At 72.2% G+C, this 26,571-nt stretch carries 31 protein-coding genes and 4 pseudogenes; 22 read left to right on the top strand and 13 right to left on the bottom strand.

Annotation, left to right across the window (positions count from 1 at the left end; translation table 11 throughout):
- Positions 1-13 precede the first annotated feature (13 nt).
- Positions 14-187 carry a hypothetical protein gene (locus I6J71_RS20860; RefSeq protein WP_204096231.1) on the top strand — a complete coding sequence of 58 codons (174 nt, stop codon included), beginning with the start codon at positions 14-16 and terminating at the stop codon, positions 185-187.
- Positions 187-810: an aldehyde dehydrogenase family protein gene (locus I6J71_RS20855; protein ID WP_204096230.1), complete on the top strand. Its 624-nt coding sequence runs from the start codon at positions 187-189 to the stop codon at positions 808-810. The genes I6J71_RS20860 and I6J71_RS20855 overlap by 1 nt, the downstream gene beginning before the upstream one ends.
- Positions 811-910: 100 nt before the next feature.
- Here I6J71_RS20855 and I6J71_RS20850 read toward each other — a convergent pair whose 3' ends face one another.
- Positions 911-1,300, bottom strand: coding sequence for a VOC family protein (locus I6J71_RS20850; RefSeq protein ID WP_204096229.1), 390 nt, complete (start codon positions 1,298-1,300; stop codon positions 911-913).
- Positions 1,301-1,555: 255 nt separating this feature from the next.
- Here I6J71_RS20850 and I6J71_RS49810 point away from each other — a divergent pair, with 255 nt between their 5' ends.
- The 5 genes and pseudogenes from I6J71_RS49810 to I6J71_RS20835 all read left to right on the top strand — a co-directional run bounded on the left by I6J71_RS49810 (position 1,556) and on the right by I6J71_RS20835 (position 5,110).
- Positions 1,556-1,681: a hypothetical protein gene (locus I6J71_RS49810; RefSeq protein WP_255570892.1), complete on the top strand. Its 126-nt coding sequence runs from the start codon at positions 1,556-1,558 to the stop codon at positions 1,679-1,681.
- Positions 1,678-2,036, top strand: a pseudogene (locus I6J71_RS50900) (WYL domain-containing protein); the annotation flags it as partial. The gene I6J71_RS49810 and the pseudogene I6J71_RS50900, both read left to right, overlap by 4 nt.
- Before the next feature lie 164 nt (positions 2,037-2,200).
- Positions 2,201-2,806 carry a TetR/AcrR family transcriptional regulator gene (locus I6J71_RS20845; RefSeq protein WP_204096228.1) on the top strand — a complete coding sequence of 202 codons (606 nt, stop codon included), beginning with the start codon at positions 2,201-2,203 and terminating at the stop codon, positions 2,804-2,806.
- Positions 2,790-4,406, top strand: a complete 1,617-nt coding sequence (locus I6J71_RS20840; protein WP_204096227.1) for an acyl-CoA dehydrogenase family protein — start codon at positions 2,790-2,792, stop codon at positions 4,404-4,406. Before I6J71_RS20845 ends, I6J71_RS20840 begins: the two co-directional genes overlap by 17 nt.
- A 50-nt stretch (positions 4,407-4,456) precedes the next feature.
- Positions 4,457-5,110 carry a bifunctional 2-polyprenyl-6-hydroxyphenol methylase/3-demethylubiquinol 3-O-methyltransferase UbiG gene (locus I6J71_RS20835; RefSeq protein ID WP_204096226.1) on the top strand — a complete coding sequence of 218 codons (654 nt, stop codon included), beginning with the start codon at positions 4,457-4,459 and terminating at the stop codon, positions 5,108-5,110.
- Here the strand turns inward: I6J71_RS20835 and I6J71_RS48540 are convergent.
- Together I6J71_RS48540 and I6J71_RS48535 are read right to left on the bottom strand one after the other, a co-directional pair.
- Positions 5,107-5,424, bottom strand: coding sequence for a hypothetical protein (locus I6J71_RS48540; RefSeq protein WP_239155665.1), 318 nt, complete (start codon positions 5,422-5,424; stop codon positions 5,107-5,109). The two genes, I6J71_RS20835 and I6J71_RS48540, sit on opposite strands and share 4 nt — an antisense overlap.
- A 242-nt stretch (positions 5,425-5,666) precedes the next feature.
- Positions 5,667-5,840 (bottom strand): annotated as a pseudogene (locus I6J71_RS48535) (pyrroline-5-carboxylate reductase); the annotation flags it as partial.
- Positions 5,841-6,078: 238 nt separating this feature from the next.
- Between I6J71_RS48535 and I6J71_RS20825 the strand changes: the two are divergent.
- A complete protein-coding gene (locus tag I6J71_RS20825; protein WP_204096225.1) occupies positions 6,079-6,861 on the top strand; it encodes an SDR family NAD(P)-dependent oxidoreductase in 783 nt (260 codons plus the stop codon).
- Positions 6,862-7,155: 294 nt separating this feature from the next.
- Here the strand turns inward: I6J71_RS20825 and I6J71_RS50895 are convergent.
- Both I6J71_RS50895 and I6J71_RS50890 read right to left on the bottom strand, forming a co-directional pair.
- Positions 7,156-7,251, bottom strand: a pseudogene (locus I6J71_RS50895) (SNF2-related protein); the annotation flags it as partial.
- A 50-nt stretch (positions 7,252-7,301) separates the two neighbouring features.
- The gene (locus I6J71_RS50890; protein WP_370542172.1) at positions 7,302-7,715 is read right to left on the bottom strand and encodes a hypothetical protein; all 414 of its coding nucleotides are present in this window, start codon (positions 7,713-7,715) and stop codon (positions 7,302-7,304) included.
- A gap of 303 nt (positions 7,716-8,018) precedes the next feature.
- On the opposite strand from I6J71_RS50890, the gene I6J71_RS20815 reads away from it, so the two are divergent.
- The 7 genes from I6J71_RS20815 to I6J71_RS50885 all read left to right on the top strand — a co-directional run bounded on the left by I6J71_RS20815 (position 8,019) and on the right by I6J71_RS50885 (position 12,277).
- Positions 8,019-8,780, top strand: coding sequence for a TetR/AcrR family transcriptional regulator (locus I6J71_RS20815; protein ID WP_204096224.1), 762 nt, complete (start codon positions 8,019-8,021; stop codon positions 8,778-8,780).
- Positions 8,781-8,886: 106 nt separating this feature from the next.
- Positions 8,887-10,239 (top strand): RNA polymerase sigma factor, encoded by a 1,353-nt coding sequence (locus I6J71_RS20810; RefSeq protein ID WP_204096223.1) that lies wholly within the window; start codon positions 8,887-8,889, stop codon positions 10,237-10,239.
- Positions 10,236-11,054 (top strand): alpha/beta fold hydrolase, encoded by an 819-nt coding sequence (locus tag I6J71_RS20805; RefSeq protein WP_204096222.1) that lies wholly within the window; start codon positions 10,236-10,238, stop codon positions 11,052-11,054. Before I6J71_RS20810 ends, I6J71_RS20805 begins: the two co-directional genes overlap by 4 nt.
- Positions 11,054-11,371, top strand: a complete 318-nt coding sequence (locus tag I6J71_RS20800) for a YciI family protein (RefSeq protein ID WP_204096221.1) — start codon at positions 11,054-11,056, stop codon at positions 11,369-11,371. The genes I6J71_RS20805 and I6J71_RS20800 overlap by 1 nt, the downstream gene beginning before the upstream one ends.
- 96 nt (positions 11,372-11,467) lie before the next feature.
- The gene (locus tag I6J71_RS48530; RefSeq protein WP_239155110.1) at positions 11,468-11,644 is read left to right on the top strand and encodes a hypothetical protein; all 177 of its coding nucleotides are present in this window, start codon (positions 11,468-11,470) and stop codon (positions 11,642-11,644) included.
- The gene (locus I6J71_RS48525) at positions 11,631-11,897 is read left to right on the top strand and encodes a GyrI-like domain-containing protein (RefSeq protein ID WP_239155108.1); all 267 of its coding nucleotides are present in this window, start codon (positions 11,631-11,633) and stop codon (positions 11,895-11,897) included. The genes I6J71_RS48530 and I6J71_RS48525 overlap by 14 nt, the downstream gene beginning before the upstream one ends.
- 176 nt (positions 11,898-12,073) lie before the next feature.
- Positions 12,074-12,277: a hypothetical protein gene (locus I6J71_RS50885; protein ID WP_370542171.1), complete on the top strand. Its 204-nt coding sequence runs from the start codon at positions 12,074-12,076 to the stop codon at positions 12,275-12,277.
- Positions 12,278-12,857: 580 nt separating this feature from the next.
- On the opposite strand, the gene I6J71_RS48515 is transcribed toward I6J71_RS50885, so the two are convergent.
- Positions 12,858-13,142: a hypothetical protein gene (locus tag I6J71_RS48515; RefSeq protein WP_239155106.1), complete on the bottom strand. Its 285-nt coding sequence runs from the start codon at positions 13,140-13,142 to the stop codon at positions 12,858-12,860.
- 172 nt (positions 13,143-13,314) lie between these two features.
- Here I6J71_RS48515 and I6J71_RS50880 point away from each other — a divergent pair.
- Positions 13,315-14,256: pseudogene (locus I6J71_RS50880) on the top strand (AraC family transcriptional regulator).
- Positions 14,257-14,265: 9 nt separating this feature from the next.
- Here I6J71_RS50880 and I6J71_RS20775 read toward each other — a convergent pair.
- The 3 genes from I6J71_RS20775 to I6J71_RS20765 form a co-directional block, all read right to left on the bottom strand.
- Positions 14,266-15,252, bottom strand: a complete 987-nt coding sequence (locus tag I6J71_RS20775; protein ID WP_204096220.1) for an RNA polymerase subunit sigma-70 — start codon at positions 15,250-15,252, stop codon at positions 14,266-14,268.
- Between the two features lie 166 nt (positions 15,253-15,418).
- A complete protein-coding gene (locus I6J71_RS20770; RefSeq protein ID WP_239155104.1) occupies positions 15,419-16,411 on the bottom strand; it encodes a zinc-binding dehydrogenase in 993 nt (330 codons plus the stop codon).
- Between the two features lie 231 nt (positions 16,412-16,642).
- Positions 16,643-17,239, bottom strand: coding sequence for a ClpP family protease (locus I6J71_RS20765; protein WP_204096219.1), 597 nt, complete (start codon positions 17,237-17,239; stop codon positions 16,643-16,645).
- 125 nt (positions 17,240-17,364) lie between these two features.
- On the opposite strand from I6J71_RS20765, the gene I6J71_RS20760 reads away from it, so the two are divergent.
- Together I6J71_RS20760 and I6J71_RS20755 are read left to right on the top strand one after the other, a co-directional pair.
- Positions 17,365-17,898 (top strand): MarR family winged helix-turn-helix transcriptional regulator, encoded by a 534-nt coding sequence (locus tag I6J71_RS20760; protein ID WP_204096218.1) that lies wholly within the window; start codon positions 17,365-17,367, stop codon positions 17,896-17,898.
- A 27-nt stretch (positions 17,899-17,925) separates the two neighbouring features.
- The gene (locus I6J71_RS20755; protein WP_204096217.1) at positions 17,926-18,588 is read left to right on the top strand and encodes a hypothetical protein; all 663 of its coding nucleotides are present in this window, start codon (positions 17,926-17,928) and stop codon (positions 18,586-18,588) included.
- 3 nt (positions 18,589-18,591) lie between these two features.
- Here I6J71_RS20755 and I6J71_RS20750 read toward each other — a convergent pair whose 3' ends face one another.
- Positions 18,592-20,061: a selenium-binding family protein gene (locus I6J71_RS20750; protein ID WP_239155102.1), complete on the bottom strand. Its 1,470-nt coding sequence runs from the start codon at positions 20,059-20,061 to the stop codon at positions 18,592-18,594.
- Between the two features lie 48 nt (positions 20,062-20,109).
- Positions 20,110-21,204, bottom strand: coding sequence for a response regulator receiver protein (locus tag I6J71_RS20745; protein WP_204096216.1), 1,095 nt, complete (start codon positions 21,202-21,204; stop codon positions 20,110-20,112).
- Between the two features lie 143 nt (positions 21,205-21,347).
- Between I6J71_RS20745 and I6J71_RS20740 the strand changes: the two genes are divergently transcribed.
- From I6J71_RS20740 to I6J71_RS20730, 3 genes are all read left to right on the top strand, one after another.
- Positions 21,348-22,625: a tyrosine-type recombinase/integrase gene (locus I6J71_RS20740; protein ID WP_239155100.1), complete on the top strand. Its 1,278-nt coding sequence runs from the start codon at positions 21,348-21,350 to the stop codon at positions 22,623-22,625.
- Between the two features lie 38 nt (positions 22,626-22,663).
- The gene (locus I6J71_RS20735; RefSeq protein ID WP_204096215.1) at positions 22,664-23,461 is read left to right on the top strand and encodes a pentapeptide repeat-containing protein; all 798 of its coding nucleotides are present in this window, start codon (positions 22,664-22,666) and stop codon (positions 23,459-23,461) included.
- Between the two features lie 188 nt (positions 23,462-23,649).
- Positions 23,650-24,174, top strand: a complete 525-nt coding sequence (locus tag I6J71_RS20730; protein ID WP_204096214.1) for a CGNR zinc finger domain-containing protein — start codon at positions 23,650-23,652, stop codon at positions 24,172-24,174.
- A 9-nt stretch (positions 24,175-24,183) separates the two neighbouring features.
- Here I6J71_RS20730 and I6J71_RS20725 read toward each other — a convergent pair whose 3' ends face one another.
- Positions 24,184-25,032 (bottom strand): trypsin-like serine protease, encoded by an 849-nt coding sequence (locus I6J71_RS20725; protein ID WP_204096213.1) that lies wholly within the window; start codon positions 25,030-25,032, stop codon positions 24,184-24,186.
- Positions 25,033-25,199: 167 nt separating this feature from the next.
- Here I6J71_RS20725 and I6J71_RS20720 point away from each other — a divergent pair, with 167 nt between their 5' ends.
- Positions 25,200-25,982: an SGNH/GDSL hydrolase family protein gene (locus tag I6J71_RS20720; RefSeq protein WP_204096212.1), complete on the top strand. Its 783-nt coding sequence runs from the start codon at positions 25,200-25,202 to the stop codon at positions 25,980-25,982.
- Here I6J71_RS20720 and I6J71_RS20715 read toward each other — a convergent pair.
- The gene (locus I6J71_RS20715; RefSeq protein WP_204096211.1) at positions 25,962-26,555 is read right to left on the bottom strand and encodes a TetR/AcrR family transcriptional regulator; all 594 of its coding nucleotides are present in this window, start codon (positions 26,553-26,555) and stop codon (positions 25,962-25,964) included. The genes I6J71_RS20720 and I6J71_RS20715 overlap by 21 nt on opposite strands.
- Positions 26,556-26,571: the final 16 nt, after the last annotated feature.

Here is a 26,571-nt window from a genome sequence, read left to right as displayed (position 1 = left end):
GAAACTGCGGCCGGTGGCGGAACGCGCCCGGATCATCGGGCGGGCGGCGGACATCCTGCCGGAGAAGCGCGATGAATACGTCGTCTATTTGACGAACCTGAAGAAGGTGGTGCTCGAATTGGGCGGCAGTGATCCGGCGCTGATCCTGCCGGGTGCGGATCTGCAGTTCGCGCCGAGCAGATCGTGATGGGCCGGACGTTCAACTCTGCGCAGGGCTGCGTGAACATCAAGCGGGTGATCGTGATCGGCTGGGAGCGGGGTGAGCAGCTGCCGGCTTCGCTGACGGAGCGGTTCGCGGCGATCAAGGTGGGCGATCCGAAGGCTGAGGCGACGCAGCTGGGTCCGGTGGCGATGGAGCGGGCGCTGGACACGCTGCTCAACCAGCTCGCGGACGCGACAGCCGCGGGGGCGCGGGTCGTGGTGGGTGGCCATCGCGTGGACCGGCCGGGGTTCTTCCTGGACCCGTCGATCGTCACCGACATCGCGCCGGACAACCCGCTGTACCAATGCGAGGCGTTCGGCCCGGTCCTGTCGTTCTACGTGGTGGACAGCGAGGAGGAGGCGCTGGCGCTGGCGAACGCGACGAAGGACGGGCTGGGTGGCTACGTGTTCGACACCGACGTCGAGCGCGCCAAGGAGGTGGCGGCGCGAATCGGGTCCGGCATGGTCTACAGCAACTCGTGTTTCTTCGACTCCCCGCGGATGCCGTTCGGCGGGGTGAAGAACTCCGGGTTCGGCCGGGAGCTCTCGGAGCTGGGTATCGGCGAGTCCCTCAACCGGAAGCTGATCCGCGTGGTCGAGCCCGCTTGAACTGTCCTTCCCGGGAGAGGCGGCTGCCGCTCCCCTGTGCCAGGACAGCGCTGTGCCCCGGATCCGCGAACCGCCGGTCCGGGGCACAGCGCTGTCCGCGTCACGCCAAGTCGAGCATTTCGAGGTAGTGCGGGTTGGTCATGATGCCGAGGATGTTGCCGAACGGGTCGACGATGGAGGCGGTGACGAAGCCGTGGCCGCGTTCGCGGATGCCGTCGAGTTCGGTGGCGCCGGCTGCGAGGAGCTTGTCCAGCGCGCCGGGCAGGTCGTCGACGTGCCAGTAGACGATGGCGCCCCCGGGTTTGTCGGGTGCCGGGGGCAGGTACCGGCGGTCGACGATGCCGAGTTCGTCCTGGCTGTCACCGAGACGGAACTCGATGTAGCCGGGGCGGGTGAAGTAGGGCTCGAGGCCGAGCACGTCGGTGTACCAGCGCTGGGCCGCCGGCAGGTCGTCGGCGGAGAAGTTCAAGGTGGCCATGCCTCGCAACATCGTGAGCTCCTCTCGACTCGGTGGACTCAGGATGCCGGGCAAGCGTGCTCACCCACTGAGCATTTTTTCAGCCACCGTCGGGTTCCCGGGTCCCCGTAGGCGGGGCGCGGCTGCGGGTGGCGCTTGTCGATGGGGCGTGGATGGATTCGAGCGGGCTGACGGCGGCCGAGGCGCAGGCGTTGTTCGTGCTGGCGGGGTCCGCGGGTCGGGTGTCCCCTGACGTGCGGTCGGCGTTGCGGAAGCTGGTGCGGGGTGTTGCCGGAGACGTTCCGGGCCGACGCGGAAGCCGCTCCCGGATCGGTGGTGCTCGATCCGGGGGTGTGGGGTGCGGGTGAGCGGAGCCGGCCCGAGTTCGTGGACGTGCTGCAGCGGGCGCCGTGAGCCGGCGGAAGGTTCGGCTGGAGTACGTGAGCTGGGGTGGTGAGCCGGTCGAGCGCCTGGTCGATCCGTGGGGGCTCGTGGACAAGCAGGGGTCTGGCACGTCGTGGCGGGCACTGCGCGGAGCCGGCGGACGTTGCGGGTGAACCGGCTCTCGGCGGTGACCGTGACGGACGCGGCGGCGCGGCAGGCCGGGGATCCGCCGGCCGAGCGGGCGCGGGTCGTGGCCGAGGTGGAAGGGCATCGGGGCCGGGCGGCTATCGGGGTGCTCGTGGCGCCGGCGCTGCTCCTCTGGCTTCGCCGGCAGTTCGGGCGGCAGTGCCGGGTGATGGGTGAGGTGGCCGGCGGGCACGGAGACCGGGTGCGGGTGTCACTCGGGGCGCCGACGGCCGCGCTGCTGGCGCGGGAGATCGCCGGCCGGCGTGGCCGGTCGAGGTGCGGGTTGAGCTGGCGCGGCTCGGGCGTGAGCTGGTGGAGCGCTACGGTTGACCGAAGTAATGAATCGATGGTTCACTTCTTGGCGTGCCGTACCGCCGGACCCCGAAGGTGCAGGAGCGCCTCGACGCGCTGCGCGACGCAATCGTCGCTGCGGCGGTCGAGCAGCTGGCCGAGCACGGGTACGCGGGATGTTCCGTGGCCGCGGTGGCCGAACGCGCGGGGGTGGCCGTGGGCACGGTGTACCGCCACTTCCCCACCAAGGCCGAGCTGGTCGTCCGGGTGTTCCGGCAGGTCGTGACGCGGGAGGTCGAGGCGGTGCGGGCGGCCTCGGCGCGGCCGGGCGAGCCGGCTGCGCGGGTGGCGGCGGTGTTCGAGACGTTCGCGGCGCGCGCGTTGAAGGCGCCACGCTTGGCGTACGCGCTGCTGGCCGAGCCGGTGGACGCGTTGATCGACGCGGAGCGGCTGGAGTTCCGGCGCGCGTTCCGCGATGTGGTGGCCGAGCACGTGACCGCGGGTGTGCGGTCCGGTGCCCTGCCCGGGCAGGACGCGGTGCTCACCGCGGCGGCGCTCGTGGGCGCGGCGGCCGAGGTGCTGATCGGCCCGTTGACCAGTGGTGACGTGAGTGATGTCGGTGAGTTGCGGACGTTCGTCGTCCGAGCCTTGGGAGGTAGCGGTGTCCACCACGCATGAAGTGACGAACCAGGTGCCGCCGTTGGTCTACGACGTCGCGGACGATCCGGCGCTGCTGTCGGCGCTGGATCGCGCGGACGCGGGCTGGGCGGCCGAGGAGATCCACGAGCTCGGCCGGCTCGCCGGGAGTGAGCACGCGCAGGAGCAGGGGCGGATCGTCAACGAGAACGAGCCGGTGCTGCGCACGCACGACCGCTATGGCCACCGGATCGACGAGGTGGAATTCCACCCGTACTGGCACGAGCTGATGACCGTCGCCGTGTCACACGGGCTGCAGGGTGCGCCGTGGCGCGACAGCCGGGCCGGGGCGCACGCGGCGCGCGCGGCGAAGCTGTATGTGTGGGGCCAGGTGGAGGCCGGGCACACGTGCCCGATTTCGATGACCTACGCGGCGATCCCGACGTTGCGGGCCACTCCGGAGCTCGCCGAGAAGTACGAGCCGTTGCTGGCGGCGACCGAGTACGACTTCGGGCTGCGGGAGCCGAGCACCAAGCGCGGCCTGATCGCGGGCATGTCGATGACGGAAAAGCAGGGCGGCTCCGACGTCCGGGCCAACACCACCACGGCCACGCCGGCAGGCGACGGCAGCTACCGGCTCGTCGGGCACAAGTGGTTCACCTCCGCCCCGATGTCGGACCTGTTCCTCACCCTCGCGCAGGCGCCCGGCGGCCTGTCGTGCTTCCTGCTCCCCCGTGTATTGCCCGATGGCACCCGCAACCCGATCCGGTTGCAGCGGTTGAAGGACAAACTGGGCAACCGGTCCAACGCGTCCTCGGAGATCGAGTACGAGAACGCGGTGGGCTGGCTCGTCGGCGAAGAGGGCCGCGGCGTGCGCACGATCATCGAGATGGTCAACAACACGCGCCTGGACTGCACGCTCGGGAGCGCGTCGAGCATGCGGCTCGGGGCGGTGCGCGCGGTACACCACGCCACGCACCGCCACGCGTTCGGCAAGGCGCTGGTGGACCAGCCGTTGATGGCGAACGTCCTGGCCGACCTCGTGGTGGAGTCCGACGCGGCCGCGACGGTCGCGCTGCGCCTAGCCGCCGCGGGCGACCGGCCCGGGGACGAGCAGGAGCAGGCGTTCCGCCGGCTCGGCCTGGCCGTGACGAAGTACTGGGTGTGCAAGCGGGCGCCGGTGCACGCGGCCGAGGCGCTGGAATGCTTCGGCGGCAACGGGTACGTCGAGGAGTCGGGCATGCCGCGGCTCTACCGCGAGGCGCCGCTGATGTCCATCTGGGAGGGTTCGGGCAACGTCGCGGCGCTCGACGCGTTGCGCGCCATGGCGCGCCAGCCCGAGTCGGTGGCGGCATTCTTCACCGAAGTCGAGCAGGCTTCGGGTGGGGACGCGCGGCTGGACGACGCCATGGACTGGTTGAAAAAGGAACTGTCCGATTCGGACGGTTTGGAGTTCCGGGCGCGGCGCGTGGTGGAGTCGATGGCGTTGGTGCTGCAGGGATCCCTGCTCGTGCGCCACGGTGACCGCGCGGTGGCCGAAGCGTTCTGCGCCACGCGGTTCGCCGGTGACTGGGGGATCGCTTTCGGCACGCTGCCCGCGGGCACGGACACTTCCGCGATCATCGACCGCGCGCGCGTGTAGCCGGCGCGTTCGGCGGACACGGGTGCCCGGCCGCGATAGGTTGCGCGGTCATGACCACCTCCTCCGACGCAGATTACGTGTCCGCCACCCGGACCGCGTACAACACCGTTGCCGTCTCCTACCACGAACTGCTGATGGATTCCCTCGCCGAGAGCCCGTGGGAGCGGGCGATGCTGGACACGTTCACCGAACTCGTCGGTGCGGGCGCGCGCGTCGGCGACCTCGGGTGCGGCACCGGCCGGGTCACCGGATACCTCGCCGCGCACGGGCTCGACGCGTTCGGGATCGACCTTTCCCCCGGCATGATCGAGGTCGCGCGCCAGTCGTACCCGGGACTGGAGTTCGAGGTCGGATCGCTGGCCGCGCTGCCGCTCGCGGACGCGTCGCTGCCCGGTGCGCTCGCGTGGTACTCGCTGATCCACACACCGCCGGAGCGGCTGCCGGTGCTGGTCGCGGAGCTGGCCCGCGTGCTGGAGCCTGGCGGCCGGCTGCTCACGGGGTTCCAGCTCGGTACCGAACGCCGGCACATCACCAACGCCTACGGCCACGACAACCTCTCGCTCGACGCCTACCGGCTCGACCCCGACTTCGTCGCCGGGCTGCTGACCGACGCCGGGTTCACGATCGATGCGCGGCTGATCTCCAAGGAGGAACCGCCGTACCAGACCCCGCAAGCGTATCTGCTGGCCACCAAGGAGAACTAGCCGCGAGGCGGGCGAGCACACCCGTCGAGCGCGTGGCGCACGGCGGCGGGCACGCCCGCCTCCCGCAGGACCGTGTTGAGCTGTTCGCCGATCCCGCCCGGCGTCGTGTGCTTCGCCGTCATCGCGGCGAGCGAATCGGTGCCCAGCGATTGGCCGAGCTGGCCGAAGGCGTCGGTCACGAAGCCGTCGGCCAGCTCCGGTGCGACACCGTGGTCCGCGAGCCGGCCCGCGATGGTGGCGAGGAAGTCCAGGTGCGCGGCGAAGGTCGCCGTCGCGGTGCTGAACGCGTCCAGCGCCGCCTCGTCACCAGGCACGCCACACCCCGTACCTGCTCGCAGACCTCGCGCGCGACCGGATCGTCGGGATAGAACGCGGTGAGACTATGGCGGCGACGGAATGGTCCGCACCACCGTTTCCGCGGGTGCGGCCAACTCCCCCAGCGTGGCCAGTGGGATGCCGGCCAGTGCGCTGAGAACCCCGTGTGGGGCCGGAACCGCAGCTCCCCCACGACCTCGCGCGCCACCGCCGGCCGCACCCCGAGGACGATCACGGTCGCGTTGTCGAGCGCGTCCTGGTTGCCGGCACAGACCCGCACGTTGGAGAACCGCTGCGCCAGCTGCCTGCCCACCGTCCGCCCCGCGGTGACAGGAACAGCTGCGGCGGCTCGGCGACACCTTCGCTCAGCCCCGGTCACGATCGCCGCCGTGATCTCGCCGGCTCCGATGAACATGCCTGCATGCCCCGCCTCCCGGTGCCGAGTCGTCCTGGTTTGAGTCGTCGCAGTGCGAGGCCGACGATCAGAGGTCGCCGTGCACGCGATGCACTACGAGAACCCCCTGCCCGCTCCGGACGAAGACCTCGTGCAGTCCCGGATCGGGACGTGTCGACGCCGGAACCGGCGAAACTGACGCGTGGCAGGCAGTGGTGAAGTCGGTACGGTGATCGTCGGACCGAGTGAAGGGAGGACGATGACCCGCTTGCACGAACGCCGGATCCTCGTGACGGGCGCCGGATCCGGGATCGGGCGCGCGACGACGCTGCGGCTGCTCGAGGAAGGCGCGCGGGTGGTCGCCACCGACGTGTCCGAAGAGGGCGTCGCGGGCACAGCCGAGCTCGCCGGCGACGGCGACCTCACGACCTACGCGATGGACGTGGCCGAGGAGGAGTCGGTCGTGCAGGGCACGAAGAAGGCCGTGGAGCACCTCGGCGGGCTCGACGTGCTCGTCAACGCCGCCGGCATCCTGCAGGCCTCGCACACGCACGAGACGTCGCTGCAGTTCTGGAACCAGATCGTCGCGGTGAACCTCACCGGCACGTTCCTGGTCACGCGTGAAGCGCTGCCCGCGCTGATTGCCGCCGGGAAGAGCGTGGTGATCAACTTCAGCTCGACCTCGGCGGGGTTCGCGCACCCCTACATGGCGGCATACGCGGCGAGCAAGGGCGGCATCCAGGCCTTCACCCACTCGCTGGCGCTGGAGTACAGCAAACAGGGCGTGCGGGCGGTCAGCGTCGCCCCGGGCAGCGTGAAGAGCGGCATCACCGACAACGCGGGCACCTGGATGCCCCAGGACGTCGACTGGGCGCTGTTCGGCAAGCTGCTGCCGATCCTGCCCACCGACCTCGCCACCCCCGTCGGCAACCCGGTCGGGCGGCCCGAGTCGGTCGCGGGCGTCGTGGCGATGCTGGCGTCGGACGACGGCGAGTTCATCACCGGCACCGAGATCCGCATCGACGGCGGCACCCACGCCTGACGCCGCACCGGCCGGAACTCGGCCAGTCCGGCAACGGCGGCACCACCCGGGCGTAGGCGCCGGCGGCGAGCACCCCCTCGGCCGGCCACCGAGTGCCGGCGGCACTTCGACCTCGGTGCGGCCGCGTGCGACAGCAGGAATGGGTGGTCCAACGCGGCCGCGCCCCGGCACGTCAGCTCGAATCCGGCGCTCGCACTCCGGATCGAGGTCGCCGATGCCCGGCAGCAGCGGCACGCGGCGGATCTCGGCCTCCCACGCGCCCAGCAGCGAGGCCGGGTACACCACCAGCGTCGACCCGCTCGCGCGGCGCAGGTGCAGCGCGATCAGGGTGAGCGTCTTGCCCAGGCCCATGTCGTCGGCCAGGCAGCCGCCCAGCCCCAGTGAGGTCACAGTGTCGAGCCAGTGCAGACCGCGCAGCTGGTAGTCCCGCAGCGTCGCCGTCAGCCCGCCGGTGGTTCCACCACGTCCGGCGCTCGGGTGAGCCGCCCGCGCAACGCCGCGGGCCGGCCGGAGCTGATCACCTCGATCTCGGCACTGTCCACTTCGGTCGTCCCGGAGAGGACCGCGCTTACCGCGTCGAGCGGTGTCAGTGGCTTCACGGCGCCGTCGAGGAACCGCCGTAGCAGCGGGAACTGCTCAGTAAGCCAGGTCACCGGGAAGCGGAACGGCGTACGCATGCAGGGCATTGCGTCGGCGAGCCGGCGCAGCCACCGCTCCTTGTCCGGCTCCAGCGGTCCGTTCCACCCCACCTCGGCCAGCTGCGCGCCCTCGTCCGCGGCGAGCGCCCAGCACCGCGCGGACGCACCCGGCAGGTCGCGCAGCGGTGCGAGCGCACTGGCGACCGGCAGCCGCACCGCTGGCACTGTGCGCAGCCCTTCGGGCAGCACGACCTCCACCGCCGGCGCGGCACCAGAACACCACGGACCCGGGTCCGACGAGCACGGCGCTCAGCGGCCCCCTCCCGTACCGGCGCAGCGACAGCAGGAACATCGGCGCCGCGTGCTGCACCGCCCACGACTCCCTGTTCCCACCGGATTCCCGAACAGTCCCCGCGCTGCCGGCGCCATGATCACCGAAGGCTCCGTTTTCGTGCGTCGTACCGAGATGACACCTAAACTCTGTACTGCGTACGGCGAAGTACGGGGCAGAATACGGGGATGAGCACGGAGTACACCGGCGGCGGCGACCCGCGGCGCACGATCGAGCTGCTCTGGGGTGTGCCCGGACCGCCCCGGCGCGGCCCGAAACCCAAGCTCACCGTCGCCGAGGTGGTCACCACCGCGATGCGCCTGGCCGACCACGACGGCCTCGACGCGGTGACCATGCGCCGCGTCGCCGACGAGCTGAGTGTCGCCCCGATGTCGATCTACACCTACGTACCCGGCCGCGCCGAGCTCATCGACCTCATGCTCGACACCGCTCACGGTGAGCTCACCGCCGAACTGCCCGACACCGGCTGGCGCGACGCGATCACCGCCGTGGCCGAAGACCAGTGGCGGCTCTACCACCGCCACCCGTGGCTGCTGCAGATCACCGCCGGCCGCCCGCCGCTCGGGCCGAACACCTTCGCCAAGTACGAACGCGAGCTCACCGCGCTCGACGAGCTGGACCTGGACGACCTCGAGCTCGACGCGGTCGTCACCCTCGTGACCGGGTTCGTGCACGGCGCCGCCCGCGGATCGGTCGACGCGGTGCGGCTCGTGCGCCGCAGCGGCCTCACCGACGCCGAGTGGTGGGCTCGCAGCGCCCCCGTCCTCGGCGAGATCCCCCGCGCCGACGCCGCGAACTTCCCGCGCGCCAGCCGCGTGGGTTCCGCCGCCGGCGAGGCCCACAACGCCGCCTCCGACCCCGAACACCACTTCCGCTTCGGGCTCGCCTGCATCCTCGACGGGGTGGAACAGCTCGTCGAGCGCCGCTGACCCGGTGGAGACTGTCGGTCCCCCGGTTTAGGTTCGAGCCGGATGTCGGTTTCGCCGGACGCCGTTCGTCGAGCGGGTACGAGCCGGCAAACCGAAGGGAGCTGGGGTGGACGAGAGGCACACCGACGTCGACGCCGCGGTCGCCCGGGCGTTCCGGGAGGAGTGGTCACTCGTTGTGGCCACCCTCATCCGGGTCACCGGCGACTGGGACCTCGCCGAGGAGTGCGCCCAGGACGCCTTCGCCCTCGCCGTGCGCACCTGGCCGCGCGACGGCATCCCCGCCCGCCCCGGGGCCTGGCTCACCACCGCCGCCCGCCACCGCGCCGTCGACCGGCTGCGCCGCGACGCCGTCGGCGCGGGCAAGCTCCGGGAGGCCGCCCGCATGAACGTCCACGAAGAGCCGAACACCGCCGAACCCGACGACAGCGGCGTGACCGACGACCGGCTGCGGCTGATCTTCACGTGCTGTCACCCGGCGCTCGCCGTCGAAGCACAGGTCGCGCTCGCGCTGCGGACCCTGACCGGGCTCACCACCGCCGAAATCGCGCGCGCGTTCCTCGTCCCCGAAGCCACCATGTCCCAGCGGCTCGTGCGGGTGAAGCGCAAGATCCGCACCGCCGGCATCCCCTACCGCGTCCCACCCGCGCACCTGCTGCCCGAACGCACCGCGGCCGTGCTCGGCGTGCTGTACCTGCTGTTCAACGAGGGCTACACGGCCAGCGCCGGCCCCGACCTGCAACGCCCCGACCTCGCCACCGAGGCGCTGCGCCTGGCCCGCGTGCTCGCCCACCTGATGCCCGACGAACCCGAAGTCACCGGCCTGCTGGCCCTCATGCTGCTCCAGCACGCTCGCCGCGCCACCCGCGTCAGCGCGACCGGCGAACTGGTGCCGCTGGAGGAACAAGACCGCGGCCGCTGGGACAGCGAAGCGATCACCGAAGGCACGAGCTTGCTGGAAGCCGCGTTGCGCCGCCACACCCCCGGCCCCTACCAGGTGCAGGCCGCCATCGCCGCCTGCCACGCCACCGCGGCCCGCGCCGCCGACACCGACTGGGCCCAGATCGCCGGCCTCTACCGCGAACTGCGCCGCCACCTGCCGACCCCCGTCGTGGACCTCAACCACGCCGTCGCCGCCGGCATGGCCTTCGGCGCCGAAGTGGGCCTCGCGCTCGCCGACGACCTCACCGCCCGCGGCACCCTCGCCGGCTACCACCTCCTGCCCGCCACCCGCGCCGACTTCCTGCGCCGCCTCGGCCGCGCGGACGAAGCCCACGCCGCCTACACCGACGCGCTCACCCTGGCGCGCACCGACGCCGAACGCAGCTACCTGCGCCGCCGGCTCGGCGAAGTCACCGAAGTTCCCGAAGATCCCGAGAAACCCGTCGCCGGAGTGTCGGTCCCGGCCACGCCCGTTCGTCGGCTGGACGAACCGACCCGCGAACCGGAAGGACCGCGATGATCACCCAAACCCTGCGCGTACCCGGCGCCGAACTCACCTACGACGTCGAAGGAAGCGGCCCCGTGCTGCTGCTCGTGCCCGGCGGGCCCGCCGACGCCACGGCGTTCACCGCGCTGCGCCCGCAGCTGAGCGACCGCCACACCGTCGTCACCTTCGACCCGCGCGGCCTCTCCCGCAGCCCCATCACCGGCGAACCCGGGCCCGACCTGGTCGGCGAGCACGCCGAAGACGTCCACCGCCTGCTCACCGAACTCGGCGGCGGCCCCGCGGCGGTGTTCGCCAACAGCGGCGGTGCCATCACCATGCTCGAGCACACCCAGCGCTATCCCGGCGAAGTGGCCACGCTCGTCGCGCACGAGCCGCCGATCAGCCGCTACCTGGGCGAACTGCTCGCCGACTTCCCCGACGTCCCCGCTGTCTACCGCGAGCACGGCGTCGAAGCAGCGATGGGCGCGTTCTTCACCGCCACCGGGTTCACCCCACCGCCACCCCCGCAGCACCCGACTCCCGAACAGCTCGAACAGGGCAAGCGGATGTTCGCCAACTTCGGGTTCTTCTTCGGTCACCTCATGGCCGCCGTCGGTGCCTGGGAACCCGACCTCGCCGCCTTGCGCGCCGCCGGCACCCGCATCGTCGCCGGCGTCGGCACGACCTCGGCCGGCACCCCCGCCCACACCGCCGGCCTCGCCCTCGCCGACGCGCTGGGGCTCGACCCCGTCGAATTCCCTGGCGACCACGGCGGCTTCGCGACCGAGCCCGCACCCTTCGCCACCCGCCTGACCGAAGTCCTCACGCAGAACCAGGAGACCCGCTGATGCGCTACCTGCTGATGATCGCCGGGGAAGAACCCACCGAGGAACAGAAGATCGCCGGCTGCGGCGGCTGGTCCGACGACCTGCTCACCCGCGGCATCCTCGTCGGCGGAGGCGGCCTGCACCCGCCCGCCACCGCCACCACCGTCCGCGTCCGCGGCGGCGACGTACTGCTGTCCGACGGCCCGTTCACCGAGAGCAAGGAACAGATCGGCGGCTACGCGGTGATCGAATGCGGCGACCTCGACGAAGCCGTCGACATCGCCGCCCGCCACCCCGCCGCCGCCTACGGCACCATCGAAGTCCGCCCGATGCTCTGATCCCTTCCGATCAGAACCGATCCGAGGAGAAGTCCCATGCCGTCCCTCGTGGACCGCGAAGACCAGACCTACGTCGGCTAACGCGCGACCGTCGGAATGGACGCGTTGCGCGAGGTCGCCCACCGCATCGCGGCGCTCGTCACGGCGCTGGCCGAACGCGGCGTCGAGCCCGCCGGAGCACCGTTCGTCCGCTACCTCGTGCTCGGCCCCGGCATGACGAGCCTGACCGTCGAAGCGGGCGTGCCCGGTCACCGAGCCGGTGGAGCTGGGTGAGGAGTACTTCACCGCCGTCGTCCCGGGCGGGAAGTACGTCAAGGCCACCCACCACGGCGCGCCCGATGGCCTCGCCGCCGCCACCGCAGCCGTGCTCGACTGGGGCGCGCGTGAAGGCGTGCGCTGGGACCGCCGGCGGGCGGCGGACGGCGAGCACTGGAGCGGCCGGCTCGAGGTCTACCGCACCGACCCGCGCGTCGAACCCGACGCCACCCGCTGGGAGACCGACCTGTACTTCCGGCTCGCAGACTGACCGGCCGCGGGGAACCGGCCCACCTCAGCCGGTTCCCCGCACCAGCCACCCGGCGAGCAGGCACGCGAACCCGCCCGTCGACACGAACGCTCGCAGCAGGTTCCAGCGCACCCAGCTCGTCTCGAACCGGCTCGGCCAGGCCCGCCGTGCCGCGCTCCAGCGCGTTGGTCATCGGGATGTTCTTCACCGCCGAGATCAGGATCATCGCCAGCAGCAGCGCGCACCCGGCGACCAGCCACGGCAGCGCCCCGCGCCCGCCCGCCACCACATCCAGCACCACCGCCGCCGCGACCAGCAGCGGTGCGCCCAGGAACGTCAGCAGGAACCAGCCGTTGACGATCGCGATGTTGATCTGCCGCATCGCCGTCACGAACGTGTGATCGTCGGGGCGCGCCAGGCCGGGCATCACCGACACCGCGTAGGAGTAGAACAACCCCGCGATCAGCCCGGCCGCGACGATCGCCACCACCAGCACCACCTCGGCCACCGTGGACATCCCGTGCTCCCCTCCCCGGCCGGGTCCCGTCACCGCGTCCACACGCCGGCTGCCGCGCTCGCCCGCGCGTAGTCGGCGAAATCGCGCGCCGGGCGCCCCGCACCCGCTCCACGTCACCGGTGACATGCGAGTTGCGCCCGTCCAGCACCCGCGCGAACACCTCCACTAGCACCTGCGCCTCGTCCGCCGGCACCCCGCCCTCGGTCGTGAGCCGCACGAACCCACCCGGCGAAACCGGACGGTAGCGGACATTCCGTCCTGTCGCGGCGGAGATTTCCGCGACGACGTCGCGTAAGGTGAGCAGGCGCGGGCTGGTCAGCTCCAGCGTCTGCCCGTCCAGTGAACCGGTGGTGAGGGCCTCGGCCGCGATGTCGGCGACGTCGCCGGCGTCCACGAACGGCTCAGTCACCGCCCCGGCCGGCAAGGCGAGCTCACCCGCCAGCACCGGCTCGAGGAAGAAGTGCTCACTGAAGCTCTGGAAGAACCCACTCGCCCGCAGCACCGTCCACTTCGCACCAGGCGACCCGCTCACTCGCGGCCGCGTCCTCCTCGCCACGCCCCGACAGCAGCACGATCCGCTCGACCCCCGCCGGCACCGCCCGGGCGCAGAACGCCCGGATCACCGGCGCCGCCCACGGCACCACCAGGTCCGGGTAGAAGGTCACGTAAACCGCCGAGATCCCCTCGAGCACCGGCGCCCACGTGATCTCGTCCGCCCAGTCGAACCGCGGCCGGCTGCCGCGCGACACCGCCCGCACTCGACGCCCGCGCAGCCAGCCGCTGCGTCACCCGGCGCCCCGTCTTGCCCGTACCGCCCAAAACCAGAGTCGTTTTCGTCATGACTGCCAGGGAAGCCCGAACCGATGACACGCTCCATGGCTCAGCGGCTCGATGCCATGCGTCAGCGTCTACACCTCCCCGATGGATCCGCTCGCGGCTCTCCTCGACGGCCCCCCGCGCGCACCGCGCGTTCCTCCTGCGCTCGGTGCTCAACCCGCCCTGGTCGTTGCGCATCGAGGACGAAGCACCGCTGACGCTCGTCGCCGTCGTCAGCAGCGAAGCCTGGCTCGTGCCCGACGGTGGCGACGCCACACGGGTCGGCGCCAGTGACGTCGCCATCGTCCGCGGCCCCGACCTGCACTTGTTCGCCGACGACCCGGCGACCCCGCCGCAGGCTGTGATCCTGCCCGGCCGGCAGTGCCGCACCCCCGACGGCGAGCACCTCACCGACCTCGTCGACACCGGCATCCGCACCTGGGGCAGCGGCTCCGGAAGCACCACACTGCTGCTCACCGGCACCTACCCCACGTCGGCGAGGTGTCGAAGCGGCTGCTGACCGCGTTGCCGCAGGTGCTCGTCGTCCGCGCGGCGGAGTGGGACAGCCCGCTCGTGCCACTGCTGGCCGGCGAAACCGGCAAGGACGTACCCGGCCAGGTCGCGGTCCTCGACCGGCTGCTGGACCTGCTGCTCATCGCCGTGCTGCGCACCTGGTTCGCCCGCCCCGGCTCAGCCGCGCCGGCCTGGTACCGCGCCCACGACGACCCCGTCGCCGGCCGTGCCCTGCGGTTGCTGCAGGACCGGCCCGCGCACCCGTGGACGGTCGCCGCGCCAGCCGGCGAAACCGGCGTCTCGCGCGCCGCGCTGGCCCGCCGCTTCAGCAGCGCCGTCGGCGAACCCCCGATGGCCTACCTTGCCACCTTCCGCCTCGCCCTCGTCGCCGACCTGCTGCGCCGGCACCCCGACGCCACCATTGGCGCCATCGCCCGCCAGGTCGGCTACGGCAGCGCCTTCGCGCTCAGCGCCGCGTTCAAACGCGAATACGGCCGCAGCCCCCAGCACTACCGCACCCGCCTGCCCGCGTGACGCTCCGGATCAGCCGGTGAGCGCGTCCGGGAAGCCGAACAGGGCGACCAGCGCCGGATCGTGGAACGCGACCACCCGCGAGATCCCGGTTGCGGTGGCGGCCAGCACCACGACGTCGTGCGCGCGCAGCACGCCACCGGCGTCCCGGTGGTACGCGACGACCGCGGGCTGGCCGTTGGCCGTGGTGGGCAGCATCCGCCAGTCACCCGGCGCGCCCAGCACATACGCGTCGAGCACGCGGAGGCAGTTCGCCCGGCCCGCCTGCCAGTCGCGAAACGGCGTCGCCTCCAGCGTGGCGTCCGCGCGCAGCACGTGTTCGAGCAGACCTGCGTCGGAGCGCTCGAACGCCGCGACGTAGCCCTCCAGCAACGCGCGAGCCCGCGGGTCGGCCGGTTCGAGCAGGTCCTCGGGTTCGGGCTCCAGCTCGGCCAGCCGGGCTCGGGCACGCTGCAGGCCGCTCTTCACCGCCACCGTGGTGGTGCCCAGGATCTGCGCGGTTTCGGCCGCAGTGAAGGCCAGCACCTCGCGCAGGAGCAGGATCGCGCGCTGCCGGGCGGGCAAGTGCTGCAGGCTCGCGACCAGCGCCAGCCGGATCGATTCGCGCGCGATCACCGCGGCCGCCGGATCTTCGGCCGGCCAGGTGTCCGGCACCGGTTCCAGCCACGCGACCTCCCCCGGCGGCACCGGACGAGGCGGGCGATCGGGCGTGGCTTGCGGTCCGGTCAGGCCCGAGGGCAGCACCCGCATCCGGCGCGGCCGCACCGCGGTCAGGCAGACGTTGGTGGCGATCTTGTACAGCCACGACCGGACCGACGCGCGGCCCTCGAAACCGCTGTATGCCCGCCACGCCCGCAGGTAGGTCTCCTGCACCAGATCCTCGGCGTCGTGCGCCGAGCCGACCATGCGGTAGCAGTGCGCCACCAGCTCCCGGCGGAACCGCTCGGTTTCGGCGGCGAACCGGTCCGGGTCCGCCGCCTCCCGCACGCGCGCCGTCATGCCGCGAGCCCAGGCCGCGCCGAGCCCGCTCCGGACGCATCCGGGTGGTGCCCGGCCGTGGATCGCTCGTTCGCCATGCGCTGCTCCTCGTTCGCCGGCAGCCCCGCCCGCCGGGGCCGTCACCCAGTACGACCGGGGCAGTGGCGCGAAGGAATCGAAACCCAGGTCAGGGCCGCAGCGCCAGTTTGCCGACGGTCGCGCGGGCCGCCAACTCCGCGAGCGCCTTCGGACCATCGGCCAACTCGTACACGGTGGGCTGGGCAGGGGCGAGAACTCCGGCCGAGACAAGAGCGGACAGCTCACGCAGGACCTCGCCGAAGATCTCCGGCGCGGCCTGCATCAGCACGCCGAGGTTGAGGCCGACGAGATGGACCTGGTGCTCGTACACCAGCTGCCAGTTGGTGATCGCGGCTTCCCCGCCCGCCATGCCGTAGACGACGACCCGTCCCGTGACCCGCTTGGCGGCGGCCAAGCTCGCGGCGAACGTGGCACCACCCGCCGACTCGAGCACCAGATCGGCACCGGTGCCCCCGGTCAGCCGGCGCACCCCGGCCGCGAGGTCGCCGTCGCGGGAGTCCAGGACGTGATCCGCGCCCAGCGCCCGCACCGTCTCGTGCTTGCCCGGCGACGCGGTGGCCACGACCGTCGCGCCGTAGTGCTTGGCCAGTACCACCGTGGCCTGGCCGGTCGCGCCCGCCGCGGCGTGGATGAGCACGGTCTGCCCGGCGGCGAGGCCACCCAGGGGCCTGAGCGCGGCCAGCGCGGTCGGCCAGTTCACCACCAGGCCCAGCGCCTGCTCGGCCGTCCACCCGGCCGGCACGGGCATCGCCCCGGCCGAGGGCAGGACCACGTACTCGGCGAACGCCCCGTCGCCGACGCCGACGACGAGCGTGCCCGGAGCCGGACCGGTCACCGCCTCGCCCAGCGCCACGACCTCGCCGGCGGCCTCGAACCCCGCCACGTACGGCGGGCGCGGGCCACCCCGAAACACTCCGCACGCCTTCGACACGTCCGCGAAATTGACCCCGGCGACGGTGACCCGGACCAGAACTTCACCCCAGCCCGGGTGCGGCACCGGCGCGTCGGTGATCAGACGAGCGTCGCGCGGGCCCAGCAGCGACGTCTGCTGAAGGGCCCGCATGGTGGCGGGAATTCTCACGGCGACCACCTCTCTCCTCGTTTCACCGCGGGCCGCCACCGTGGCGGTCCGCGGGGTTCGACGAGGTAGACCCCGGCCACCGGGGAAAGGAACCGGCCGACGCCTGCGAACCGGCGCCCCGCCAAGACCCGCTCGCCGGGCTCGGCCGCGACGAAGCCGCCCCGACCGAGCCCGGCGACGAAACCGCGGGCACGCCCGCCAGGGCTCAGCCCACGGCCGTGGCTCGGCCGGTCAGGCCGTCACCGCCTGGTCGGCGCCGGCGATGTGGTCCACGAATCCGTAAGCGAGCGCCTCATCGGCGTCGAACCAGCGGTCGCGGTCGGCGTCGGCGGTGATGCGGTCGACCGGTTGCCCGGTCTGGGCCGCCGTGAGCTCCGCGATGCGGCGCTTCATCTTCCCGAACACCTCGGCCTGGATCGCGATGTCGCTCGCCGCCCCCGAGATCCCCGCCGAGGGCTGGTGCATCACGACCCGGGCGTTCGGCAGCAGGTGGCGCTTGCCCGGTGTGCCCGAGGACAGCAGGAACTGCCCCATCGACGCCACGAACCCCAGCCCCCACGTGGCCACGTCCGGCTTCACCAGCTGCATCGTGTCGTAGATCGCCATCCCCGCCGTCACCGAACCCCCGGGCGAGTTGATGTAGAACGTGATGTCGCGCTCCGCGTCGTCAGCCGCCAGCAGCAACAGCTGCGCCGTGATGCGATTCGCCACCTCGTCGTTCACCTCGCTGCCCAGGAACACGATGCGGTCCCGCAACAACTGCTCGTACACCGACTCGTTCGCCTGCTGGCCGCCCGCGTGCAACTCGGGCACCGCCGTCAACATCATCGTCGCCTCCTGCCTGTCTCGTGATCCCTGACCGCACCGAACGTAGGAGCTCCACCGCGTCCACGGGACCTTCGTTCGCTCACGGCGTGGCCGGTTCGCTGCGGGCGATCACTTACCCTCTGCGCATGCGGAATCCGGGGGACAACCGCGTCCCCACCCTGTTGCACAGCCGGCCCAGCTGGCTCGTCACCCAGCTCGCGACCCAGGTCGCGCGGGTGCTCACCGACGCGATCAGCACCGCAGAATTCCGGCGGGACCGCTACCCACCGCTCGCCGCTGTCGAGGAGTTCGGCCCCGCGAGCCAGGCGGCGCTCGGCCGGCGGTGCCGCATCGACCGCAGCTACGTCGTGGAAGCCGTGACCGAACTCGCCGACGCCGGCCTGGTGCTGCGCGAAGCCGATCCGGCCGACCGGCGCCGCAACGTCATCACCCTCACCGCCGAAGGCCGCACCAAGCCGGCCGAGCTGAGGGAAGTCCTCGACCGCGTGCGAAACGAGATCACCGCACCCCTCACAGCCCGCACCTGCGCTGACGTCACGGCCGTTGCGAGGCCGGCCTCGCCCGCTGAGCCGGATTACCGCTTAAGCGGGAAGATCGGCCGCGTGGACACCGTCTTCGGCCCGACGACCCGGGTGATGCACGCGATGGAACAGCTGTAGGCAGAGATCCGCCGCCGCCGCCCCGACGTGCCCGAAGCGATCCTCGTGCTCGCGTCCGGCACGATGGGGACCACCACCGAGATCCACGGCCACTTCGCCCGTTCGCGCTGGCATGTCGGCGACGGGGTCGAACCGCGCGCCGAGTTCTTCCTCTGTGCCGAAGGGCTCCGCCGGCCCGTGGCCGACCTGCTCGCTACCACGTTGCACGAAGCCGCCCACGGGCTAGCCGCCACGCGCGACATCGTCGACGTCAGCGACGGGCGCTACCACAACAAACGTTTCGCCACCCTCGCCCGCGAGGTCGGCGTCCGTGCCGAACAGGCCGACCGCATCGGCTGGTCCGCCACCACCGCCCTGCCCGCGACGATCGAGTCCTACGCCCAGCACCTCCGGGTGCTGGAGCAGGCCCTGACGGTATGGCGGCACACCGAGCACGAGGTCGCGCTGCGGGCCCAGGCCCCCGGCGCGCAGCCGCCGGATCCGGATTCGCCCGAGCCGGTCACCGTCGCGCCGGCACCGGTGGTCATCGCCCCCGTCGACGGCCGCGGCGCACACCGCGGCGGGCCGAACTACGTCGCCGCCGTGTGCGCCTGCGAGCCACCACGCCGGGTCCGCGCGGCCCGGTCCGTGCTGGCACTGGGCCCGATCACCTGCAGCCTGTGCGACACGCCCTTCAGCGCGCTCGGCTGACCGTCAGCGGAAGCAGTACGAGTCGGACGAAGCGTCGCCGCCCTCCAAGCGGATCTGGTGCGGCCGCAAGCCCCGGAAGTCGTCGCCGTGCAGGAAACACTTCCCGTCGACACGCAGGCCCCCGCCCGCGTCGGGATCGGTTTCGAGCTTCGCCAGCCACGCCCCGACGCCCTCCGGGTAGAACTGGTCGTCCCACGAGCCGTAGAGCGAGTTGGTGAGGTAGATCCGACGGCCGTCGCGGCTCACCTCGACCATTTGTGGACCACCCAAGAGCCGCAGCGACGGCGCGGCCGGATGCGGCACCCGGCCGGCGATACCCCCGAGCCGCACCGAACCGGTCTCCCGCGGATGGGCCGGATCGCTGACGTCGAACTGCTTGAACTCCCCGGTGCCCCAGCAGGACACGTACAGGAACCGGTCGTCCACGGTGAGCGCGATGTCGGTGATCAACGGCGGCACGGCGCCGAACGGCTGCAACGCCGGTGGCAGATCCGCGGGGTCCGCGGGCTCGGCCGGCACGGTGATCACCTTGTCCGCTGCCCACGTGCCGCCGTCGCGGTGCCAGCGCCACACCGACGCCGACAGGTCCTCGGTGGACACCACCACCCCGACGAACCCCCACGTGGCCTCCGGATCGTGCGACGGGCGCAGCTCGAGCACCATCTGGTGCTGCTCGCCCAGGTCGACGCTCTGGAGGTGGCGACCCTCGGCCAGATCCCAGAAGTGCAGCGCGTGCCCGTACTTGTGCCCCAGCAGCAGCTCGGGGTTGATCCCGTCCTCGATCATCGCGGGCGTGCCCCACTCGCTGCTGATCAGGGTGTTTTGGTTCAGGTGCCACCACGCGTCGTACGCGAGGTACTGCGGGCCCCGATCCGTCTCCCACGCGCGGATCACGTCGAACGTGTCGTGGTCGAGCAACGCGATCCCGCCCGGACCACCGGAACCGTCCCCGGCGCCGAGGCACGAGAGGTAGACGCCGTCCGGGCCGCAGTGCGACGTGTGCGGGCGGGAGTACCCGGCTTTCTCGGCGAGTTCCGCCGCGGTCACCGTCTTGTGCAGCACGGGACGGCGCGGGTCGGGCTCGGTGTCGAAGACGTGGATGTTGGACGAGCGCAGCCCGGGCAGCAGCAGGAACCGACGGCGCAGGCCGTTCGGATCGTGTCCGGCGTGCGCGAACGCGCTGCTGCACGCGTTCCACCCGAAGTGGTGCAGCTCGTCACCGGTGGTCGGCAGCTCCGACCAGCCGACCACGCTGCCGTAGGTGCCCGACCCGGGATCGACGTCGACGGTCGCCAAGACGTCCGGCGTGCGGCCCGTCCGGTCGAACGCCACGACGTACGCGAGCGTCTCCGGCGGGGCCGCGATCGCGTCGCCGGGGCTGCGGTAGAACGTCGGATCCGCTGTCACTTGCGGTGCTTGCCCGGTCATCACGTTCTCCTTCCCCGTGTCCGGTTCGGCCAATGTCCCGCTCACGCGGGCATGGTCACAAGGACGGACGTGGTACCGGTGAAAACTTCGAGGTCAGGGCCTCGGGGGGTCGGCGGGGACGTCCAGCAGCTCCGCGAGCAGGGCGGCGCGCAGATCGGTGCCCTCGGCGGGGCCGGTCAGGGCGAGCCGGTGGACCCGGGACAGCCGGGCCCGTAGCGCCGTGTGGGCCTCGGCCTCCCGGGTGAGCCGGGAGGCGGCGTCGTCGAGGCGGGTGGTGAGGACAGCCGTCCGGCGGTGGTGCTCGGCGCGAGCCTCGGCGGCGGCGGTCGTGGCGCTGTGGTGATCGGTCAGGGCCGTCTGGAGGCGGGTGGCCAAGTCGTCGGCGCGCGTGCGGGCGGCGGTGAGCTGGGCGGTGAGTGCCTCGCGGGTTTCGTCGGCGGCCAGGAGGGCTTCACGGGCGTCGTCGAGCTGCGCGCGAGCCTCGGTGAGGGTGTCGAGGGCGGCGTCGCGTTCAGTGGTGCGGACGGCGAGCTCCTGCGCACGCTGGGCGAGGTCGGCGGCCAGGGTGTCGGCTCGGGCCCGTTCGGCCCGGACGTCGGCGCTCGCCTGCTCGGCCCGTTCCGTGGCGGCGGCCGCGGCGGCTTCGGCGCGGGCCCGGTCCAGTTCGGCGGTTGCGCGAGCCGTCACCGCGGCCGCCGCAGTCTCCGCCGCGGCGTCGGCGCGCGTTTCCTCCTCTCGGGCGTGGGCTTGCGCGGCGGCTCTGGTTTCTTCGGCTTCCGTGGCGCGGGCTTCCGCCGCCTGGCGCAGCCCGTCGGCCTCCACAGCGCGGGCTTCCGCGGTTTCGGCGCGGGCGAGTGCGGCGGTGACCTCGTCCTGGGCGCGCGCGGCGACGCTGTCGAGCGCGTTGCGCAGCGTCTGCAGCGGCTCACCCAGCTCCGCGGCGGCCCGGACGAACTCACTAGCCGCCTCCGTCAGCCCCGTGTGCGGCGCCGAGTCGCCGAGCGCGTCCCGCAACGCCTGATCCGCTGCGGCGAGCTGCTTGCACGTGCGGTCCCCGGGCCAGCGCCGATCCGGGCAGAACTCGAACGGGCGGCCACCGCGCGGCCCCGGTGGCGGCAACGGCGCCCGGCACTGCCGAAACCCGCACAACGAGACCGCCCGGTCCTCGATCACAGCTCCTTCAGTCACGGATCTGACCATAGCGTATTGAGTTATCTAACTCCTAACCAGGGTTGAAGTTAATCAACTTATTACACAGGTTAGCTACAGAAAAGAGCTTTTGTTGCTAAGATCGTCGAAGCGCGAAACCATCGGCGGAGAGTGGCGGACCATTGGCTGTAAGTGAGATTGCGGACCCGATCGAGCCGGCCGACGGCGGGCTGAAAACTGGGTACCCCCTTCCGGCCGACGCCGAGGTGTGGCCCGGCGTCTCCGACCCCGGTGCCCTCCTCGCCGCGATCGCCGACTGGCTCGCCGGCTACGGAAACCAGGCCACCCGCCGCACCTACGCCGAAGGGCTCGGACTTCCGGTCACCGCCGCCGACCTAGCCGACTGGGTCCGCACACCATCGCGACCCGAACCGGTGGCAGTCACGACGGAAGCCTGGCGCGACGCCGTTTTCCGCTACGCCGACGCCTTGCGGCTCACGGGCGTCACCCCTACACCCACCTCGGCTCCCCCGCCCGCGCCCCGCGGCCGGCTGCGCGCGCACCACTGGTTCCGCTGGTGCGTGACCCGTGGCCTCGACCCGGCAGCCGCCACGTCGGCCGAGGTCAAGAGCTGGCTCGACACCCTCGCCACCGCCGGTGCCGCACCCGCCACGCGCGACCGGATGCTCGCGACCGTCAAGGCGCTCTACGGCTACCTCGCCGACGTCGGGCTCGTCGCCGGCAACCCCGCCGCACTCAACCGGCGGCGGCTCGGCCTCACGACGGCCGCGAGCAGCACGTCGGGCACCGTCACGCTGACCACGCGGCAGGTCCGCGCGCTCTACCGCGCCGCCGGCACCCCGCGCCGCGGGGCGAGCCCGGTGGACACCGCTCGTGCGGTGGCCGTGGTCGCGCTGTTCACGCTCGGGCTGCGCGTGAGCGAACTGTGCGCGCTGGACCGCGCGGACCTGCACGTGACGCGGGGCCGGCGCGCATTGCGGGTGCTCGGGAAGGGCGGCAAGACCCGCGTCGTCTACTTGAGCGCGCCGGCCGAGAACGCGCTGCTGGCCTACCTGAAGGCCCGCGACACCGCTGCGGCCTCGTGCGAGACCACCGTGGAGCGCCGCACGCAGCAGAGGCACGCGCCCGCGACGCCGCTCCTGGAGACGCGCACCGGCAACCGCTACCAGCGCCAGGCGATCTGGCAGCTGCTGCGGCGCATCACCGCGAGCGGCGGGACGGAGCTGGAACCGATCGCCGGCGCCATGCACCCGCACGCGCTGCGCCACTTCTACGTCACCACGGCCGTCGAGGCGGGGGCCCAGCTGGTGCACGTCCAGGCCGACGTCGGTCACAGCAGCATCGACACCACTCAGCAGACCTACGACCACGCCGCCCGCGCTCCCGAACGCAGCGCTGTTGACCTGGTGGCGAGCAGCTGGTTCCAGCCCGAGGCCTAGTCACTAGGCTGCAGAAAGACCCATCAGCAGGAGAACCGTTGTCCCACCCCACGCTCACCGCCGACTGCGGCAGCTGCTTCGGCCTCTGCTGCGTCGCGCTGACCTTCACGCGCTCGGCCGACTTCGCGCTCGACAAGGCCGCCGGCAACCCGTGCCCGAACCTGCGGCCGGACTTCGGCTGCGGCATCCACGACCGCTTGCGGGACAAGGGTTTCCCCGGCTGCGCGGTCTACGACTGCTTCGGCGCGGGCCAGCAGGTCTCCCAGGTGACGTTCGGCGGCCACGACTGGCGGGCCGAGCCCGCTCGTGCGAAGCAGATGTTCGCCGCCCTGCCCGTGATGCGCCAAGTGCACGAACTGCTGTGGTACCTCACCGAAGCCCGTTCGCTCGAAGCCGCCCGCGAGCTGCACGCCGACCTCGACGCCGCGCTCGCCGAGACCGAACTGCTCACCCAGGCCGATCCGGATGCCCTGCTCACGACCGACGTCGCCGGGCAGCGCGCCCGCGTCGACGTGCTGCTGCAGCGCACGAGTGAACTCGTCCGCGGAACCACCACCAAGAAGAAGAACCGCCGCGGTGCCGACCTGATCGGCGCCAAGCTCGCGGGCGCGGACCTGCGGGGCGCGACCCTGCGCGGGGCCTACCTCATCGCCGCGGACCTGCGGCGCGCCGATCTTCGCCAGGCCGACCTGATCGGGGCGGACCTGCGCGACGCGGACGTGCGGGGCGCGGACTTCACCGGCTGCCTGTTCCTCACCCAGTCGCAGGTCAACGCCGCCCGCGGCGACGCGAAGACCCGGCTGCCGAAGCGGCTCACCCGGCCCGCTCACTGGTGATCGGCCGCGTCGACCCGACCACCACGCCGCCCAGGCGCGCGATCCAGCTGCCGCACAGGCAGCGCACGTAGTCGGCGCCGCTACCGCGGGAACCGGGAGCGACGGCGGACGCCGGCAGGTCAGCCAGCGGCCAGCCACAGCGAGGGCAACGGTTTTCGTCCATGCCCCGATCGTGCTGTAATGAGTCAGTGCACTTCAACCCTTACGGAGGGTCGGGCGCGCAAGTGGCCGCGGCCCTGGCGACGCTCGTGCGGGGCGAGCGCCCCACCGGTGACGACGTGCTGCACACGTGCCGGGACCACGGCATGTCGCTGGCCGGGCTGACCGGCGACGAGGCCGCGCGGATCCTCGCCTGGGGCCGCAAGCTCCGCGCGGTCTTCGCCGCGGACCCGAGTGAACGGGTGGACCTGGTCAACCACCTGCTCGCCACCGCGGCGTTCCGGCCCCACATCTCCAGCCACGACGGCAAACCTCCGCACCTGCACTACGCCAGCGAGCACGCCGGAGCGGTGGGCCGGGTGCAGGCGCACTCGGTCGGCGGGCTCGCGCACCTGGTGTGCGAAGCACCCGACCGGCTCGGTGTCTGCGCACGCGAGGGTTGCGGGATCGCGTTCGTCGACACCTCCCGCAACGGACGTCGCCGGTTCTGCTCGACGCGCTGCGGCACGCGGGTCAACGTCGCCGACCACCGCGCCCGCAAGATCAGCGCTTGAGCCCCGAGCTCAGCCCATCTGCTCGTGAATCCAGTCGAGGATCGTGTCGACGCGGGCGGTGGTCTCGAGCCCGGGCTGGGGGCAGTCGGGCCCGTTGTCCTCGATCGCGACGAGCCGGCCGTGCTGGTCGCCGTCGGGGACGAAGAACGGCGAGCCCGAGTCGTCGTGGCACGGGCTGTTCTCGACCGTCCGCGCCTCCAGCGGCGTCATCTGCAGCTCCGTGTGGTGGATCTGCTCCACCTGGAAGTGTCCGCGCTTCATGTGGTCGGCCGGCGCGACGACGGTGGCCGAGAGCGACCCCCAGCCGACGAAGTCCACCTTCTCCCCGACCTTCGGCGGGCCGGTGGGCAGGGTCAGCGGGGTGATGTCGGTGATCGGCTCGCTCAGCTTGACCAGCGCGAGGTCGTTGACCGGCGACTGGCGCACGTCCACGGCCTGCACCACGTGCCCGCGCGGGTCCTGGTCGTTGATCTTCCCGACGGCCACGGCCATGTGGTAGCGCGGGGTGCCGCCGACGCGGGTGCCGTCGAGGTCGTGGAAGCAGTGCCCGGCGGTGATGATCCAGTCCGGCGCGATCAGCGAGCCGCTGCAACCGCCGCCGCGCACGCCCCCGCCGGCGACCGGGATGTCCTTCGACGTCAGCTTCGCGTTGAACGGCATGATGCTCGGCGGCAGGGCCGGTGCCGTGCCGGCCGGCGCGGCCTTCACCGTCGCCTCGGCGGCCTGGCCTCCCGAGCCCGACCGCGAATGGGCCACCTTCCCCGCCTCGTTGCTGCCGGCGGCGGACGCGGTCGCGCCCTTCTGGACGGTGACGTACCCCGCGGCGAGTCCCGCACCTGCGACGATGGCGAGGGCCATCGCACCGTGCCGGGACCGGCGGTGACCGGATCGTGATCTCACACTGGCAACAACGTTGGGAGACTCCCAATAGTTCAGCCATCCGTGGAGAAATCTCAGCGAATCTCGTCACTCTGTGACACCGCTACCCATCGGGGCACGATTCAGGCTGCATTAGGGTGCCCGATATGACCAACCGCTTGGTATCTCTGGGTGACTCCTTCACCGAAGGGGTCGGCGACGCCGACCCGACCGCGCCGAACGGGGTGCGCGGCTGGGCCGACCGCGTCGCGGAGGTGCTCGCCGCGCGGGAACCGGACTTCCGCTACGCCAACCTCGCCATCCGCGGCAAGCTGCTGCCGCAGGTGCTGGCCGAGCAGGTCGAACCGGCGGTCGCGATGGAACCGGACCTGGTCACCCTCTACGCGGGCGGCAACGACCTGATGCGGCCCAAGGCCGACATCGACGCCCTCACCGACTCCTACGAGCTCGCCGTCTCCCGGCTGCGCGGCACCGGCGCGCGGGTCGTGCTGTTCACCGGCGTCGACGGGGTGGAGGACGCGCTGTTCCGGCAGATGCGCGGACGCGTCGCGATCTACAACGAGCACGTGCGCGGCATCGCCGCCCGCCACAGCGCGCTGCTGGTGGACATGTGGTCGATGCGGCAGCTGCGGGACCGGCGGATGTGGGCGCCCGACCGGCTGCACCTCAACGGCAAGGGCCACCTGGAAATCGCCATCGCGGTGCTCGACGTCCTCGGGGTGCCGCACGAGCTCACCCCGGCCCAGCTGGGGCCGCGACCCCCGTTTAGTGCCCGGGAACGGCGGGCGGCGAACCTGCAGTGGGGCCGCGAGCACGCGTGGCCGTGGGTGCGGCGGCGGCTGCGCGGCGAGTCATCGGGCGACGCGATGAGCCCGAAACGCCCGAAGCTGGAGCCGTTCGGGCCGGCTTCAGGCGCGGTGCGCCACTGACATCGCGGGCCGCAGGCCGTCGAACAGGATCGCGACGACGCGGTTCCGCAGGCCGCAGTCGGTGCCGACGTGCTCGGCCGCCTTGGCCGTGCCGATGATCACCGGGATCAGCTCGCCGACGGTGACGTCCGGGCGCACCGCGCCGGCGTCCTGAGCGCGGCGCAGCAGCATCCCCAGGGCATCGAGCAGGCGGGCGCCGACGACGGAGCCCGCGGTCGGCACGCTCACCCCGGCTGCGCTGAGGGCTTCGAAGTAAGCGTTCTTCGCGCTGGACATCTCGATCCAGCTGGTGAGGAAGGTGAAGAACGCGGCGCCGGCGTCGGGCGAGTCCCGCGCGACGACGCTCTCGGCCTCGTCGACGAAGCGGTGCAGCCGCGCGAACAGCACGGCTTCGAGCAGGGCTTCCTTCGTCGGGAAGTGCCGGAACACCGTGCCGACGCCCACGCCCGCCTCGCGCGCGACCTCCTCGGTCGGGGCACCGGTGCCTTTGGCCGCGAACACCGTTTCCGCGGCTTCGAGCACCTTCGCCCGGTTGCGCCGGGCGTCGGCGCGCAGCGGTTTGGACTCCGTCACGGTGCCTGATCGTAGC

This window comes from Amycolatopsis sp. FDAARGOS 1241, from assembly GCF_016889705.1.
Lineage (GTDB): Bacteria > Actinomycetota > Actinomycetes > Mycobacteriales > Pseudonocardiaceae > Amycolatopsis.
Note: the sequence above shows the minus strand (reverse complement) of the source record. Positions and strands in the feature narration are given on the sequence as shown.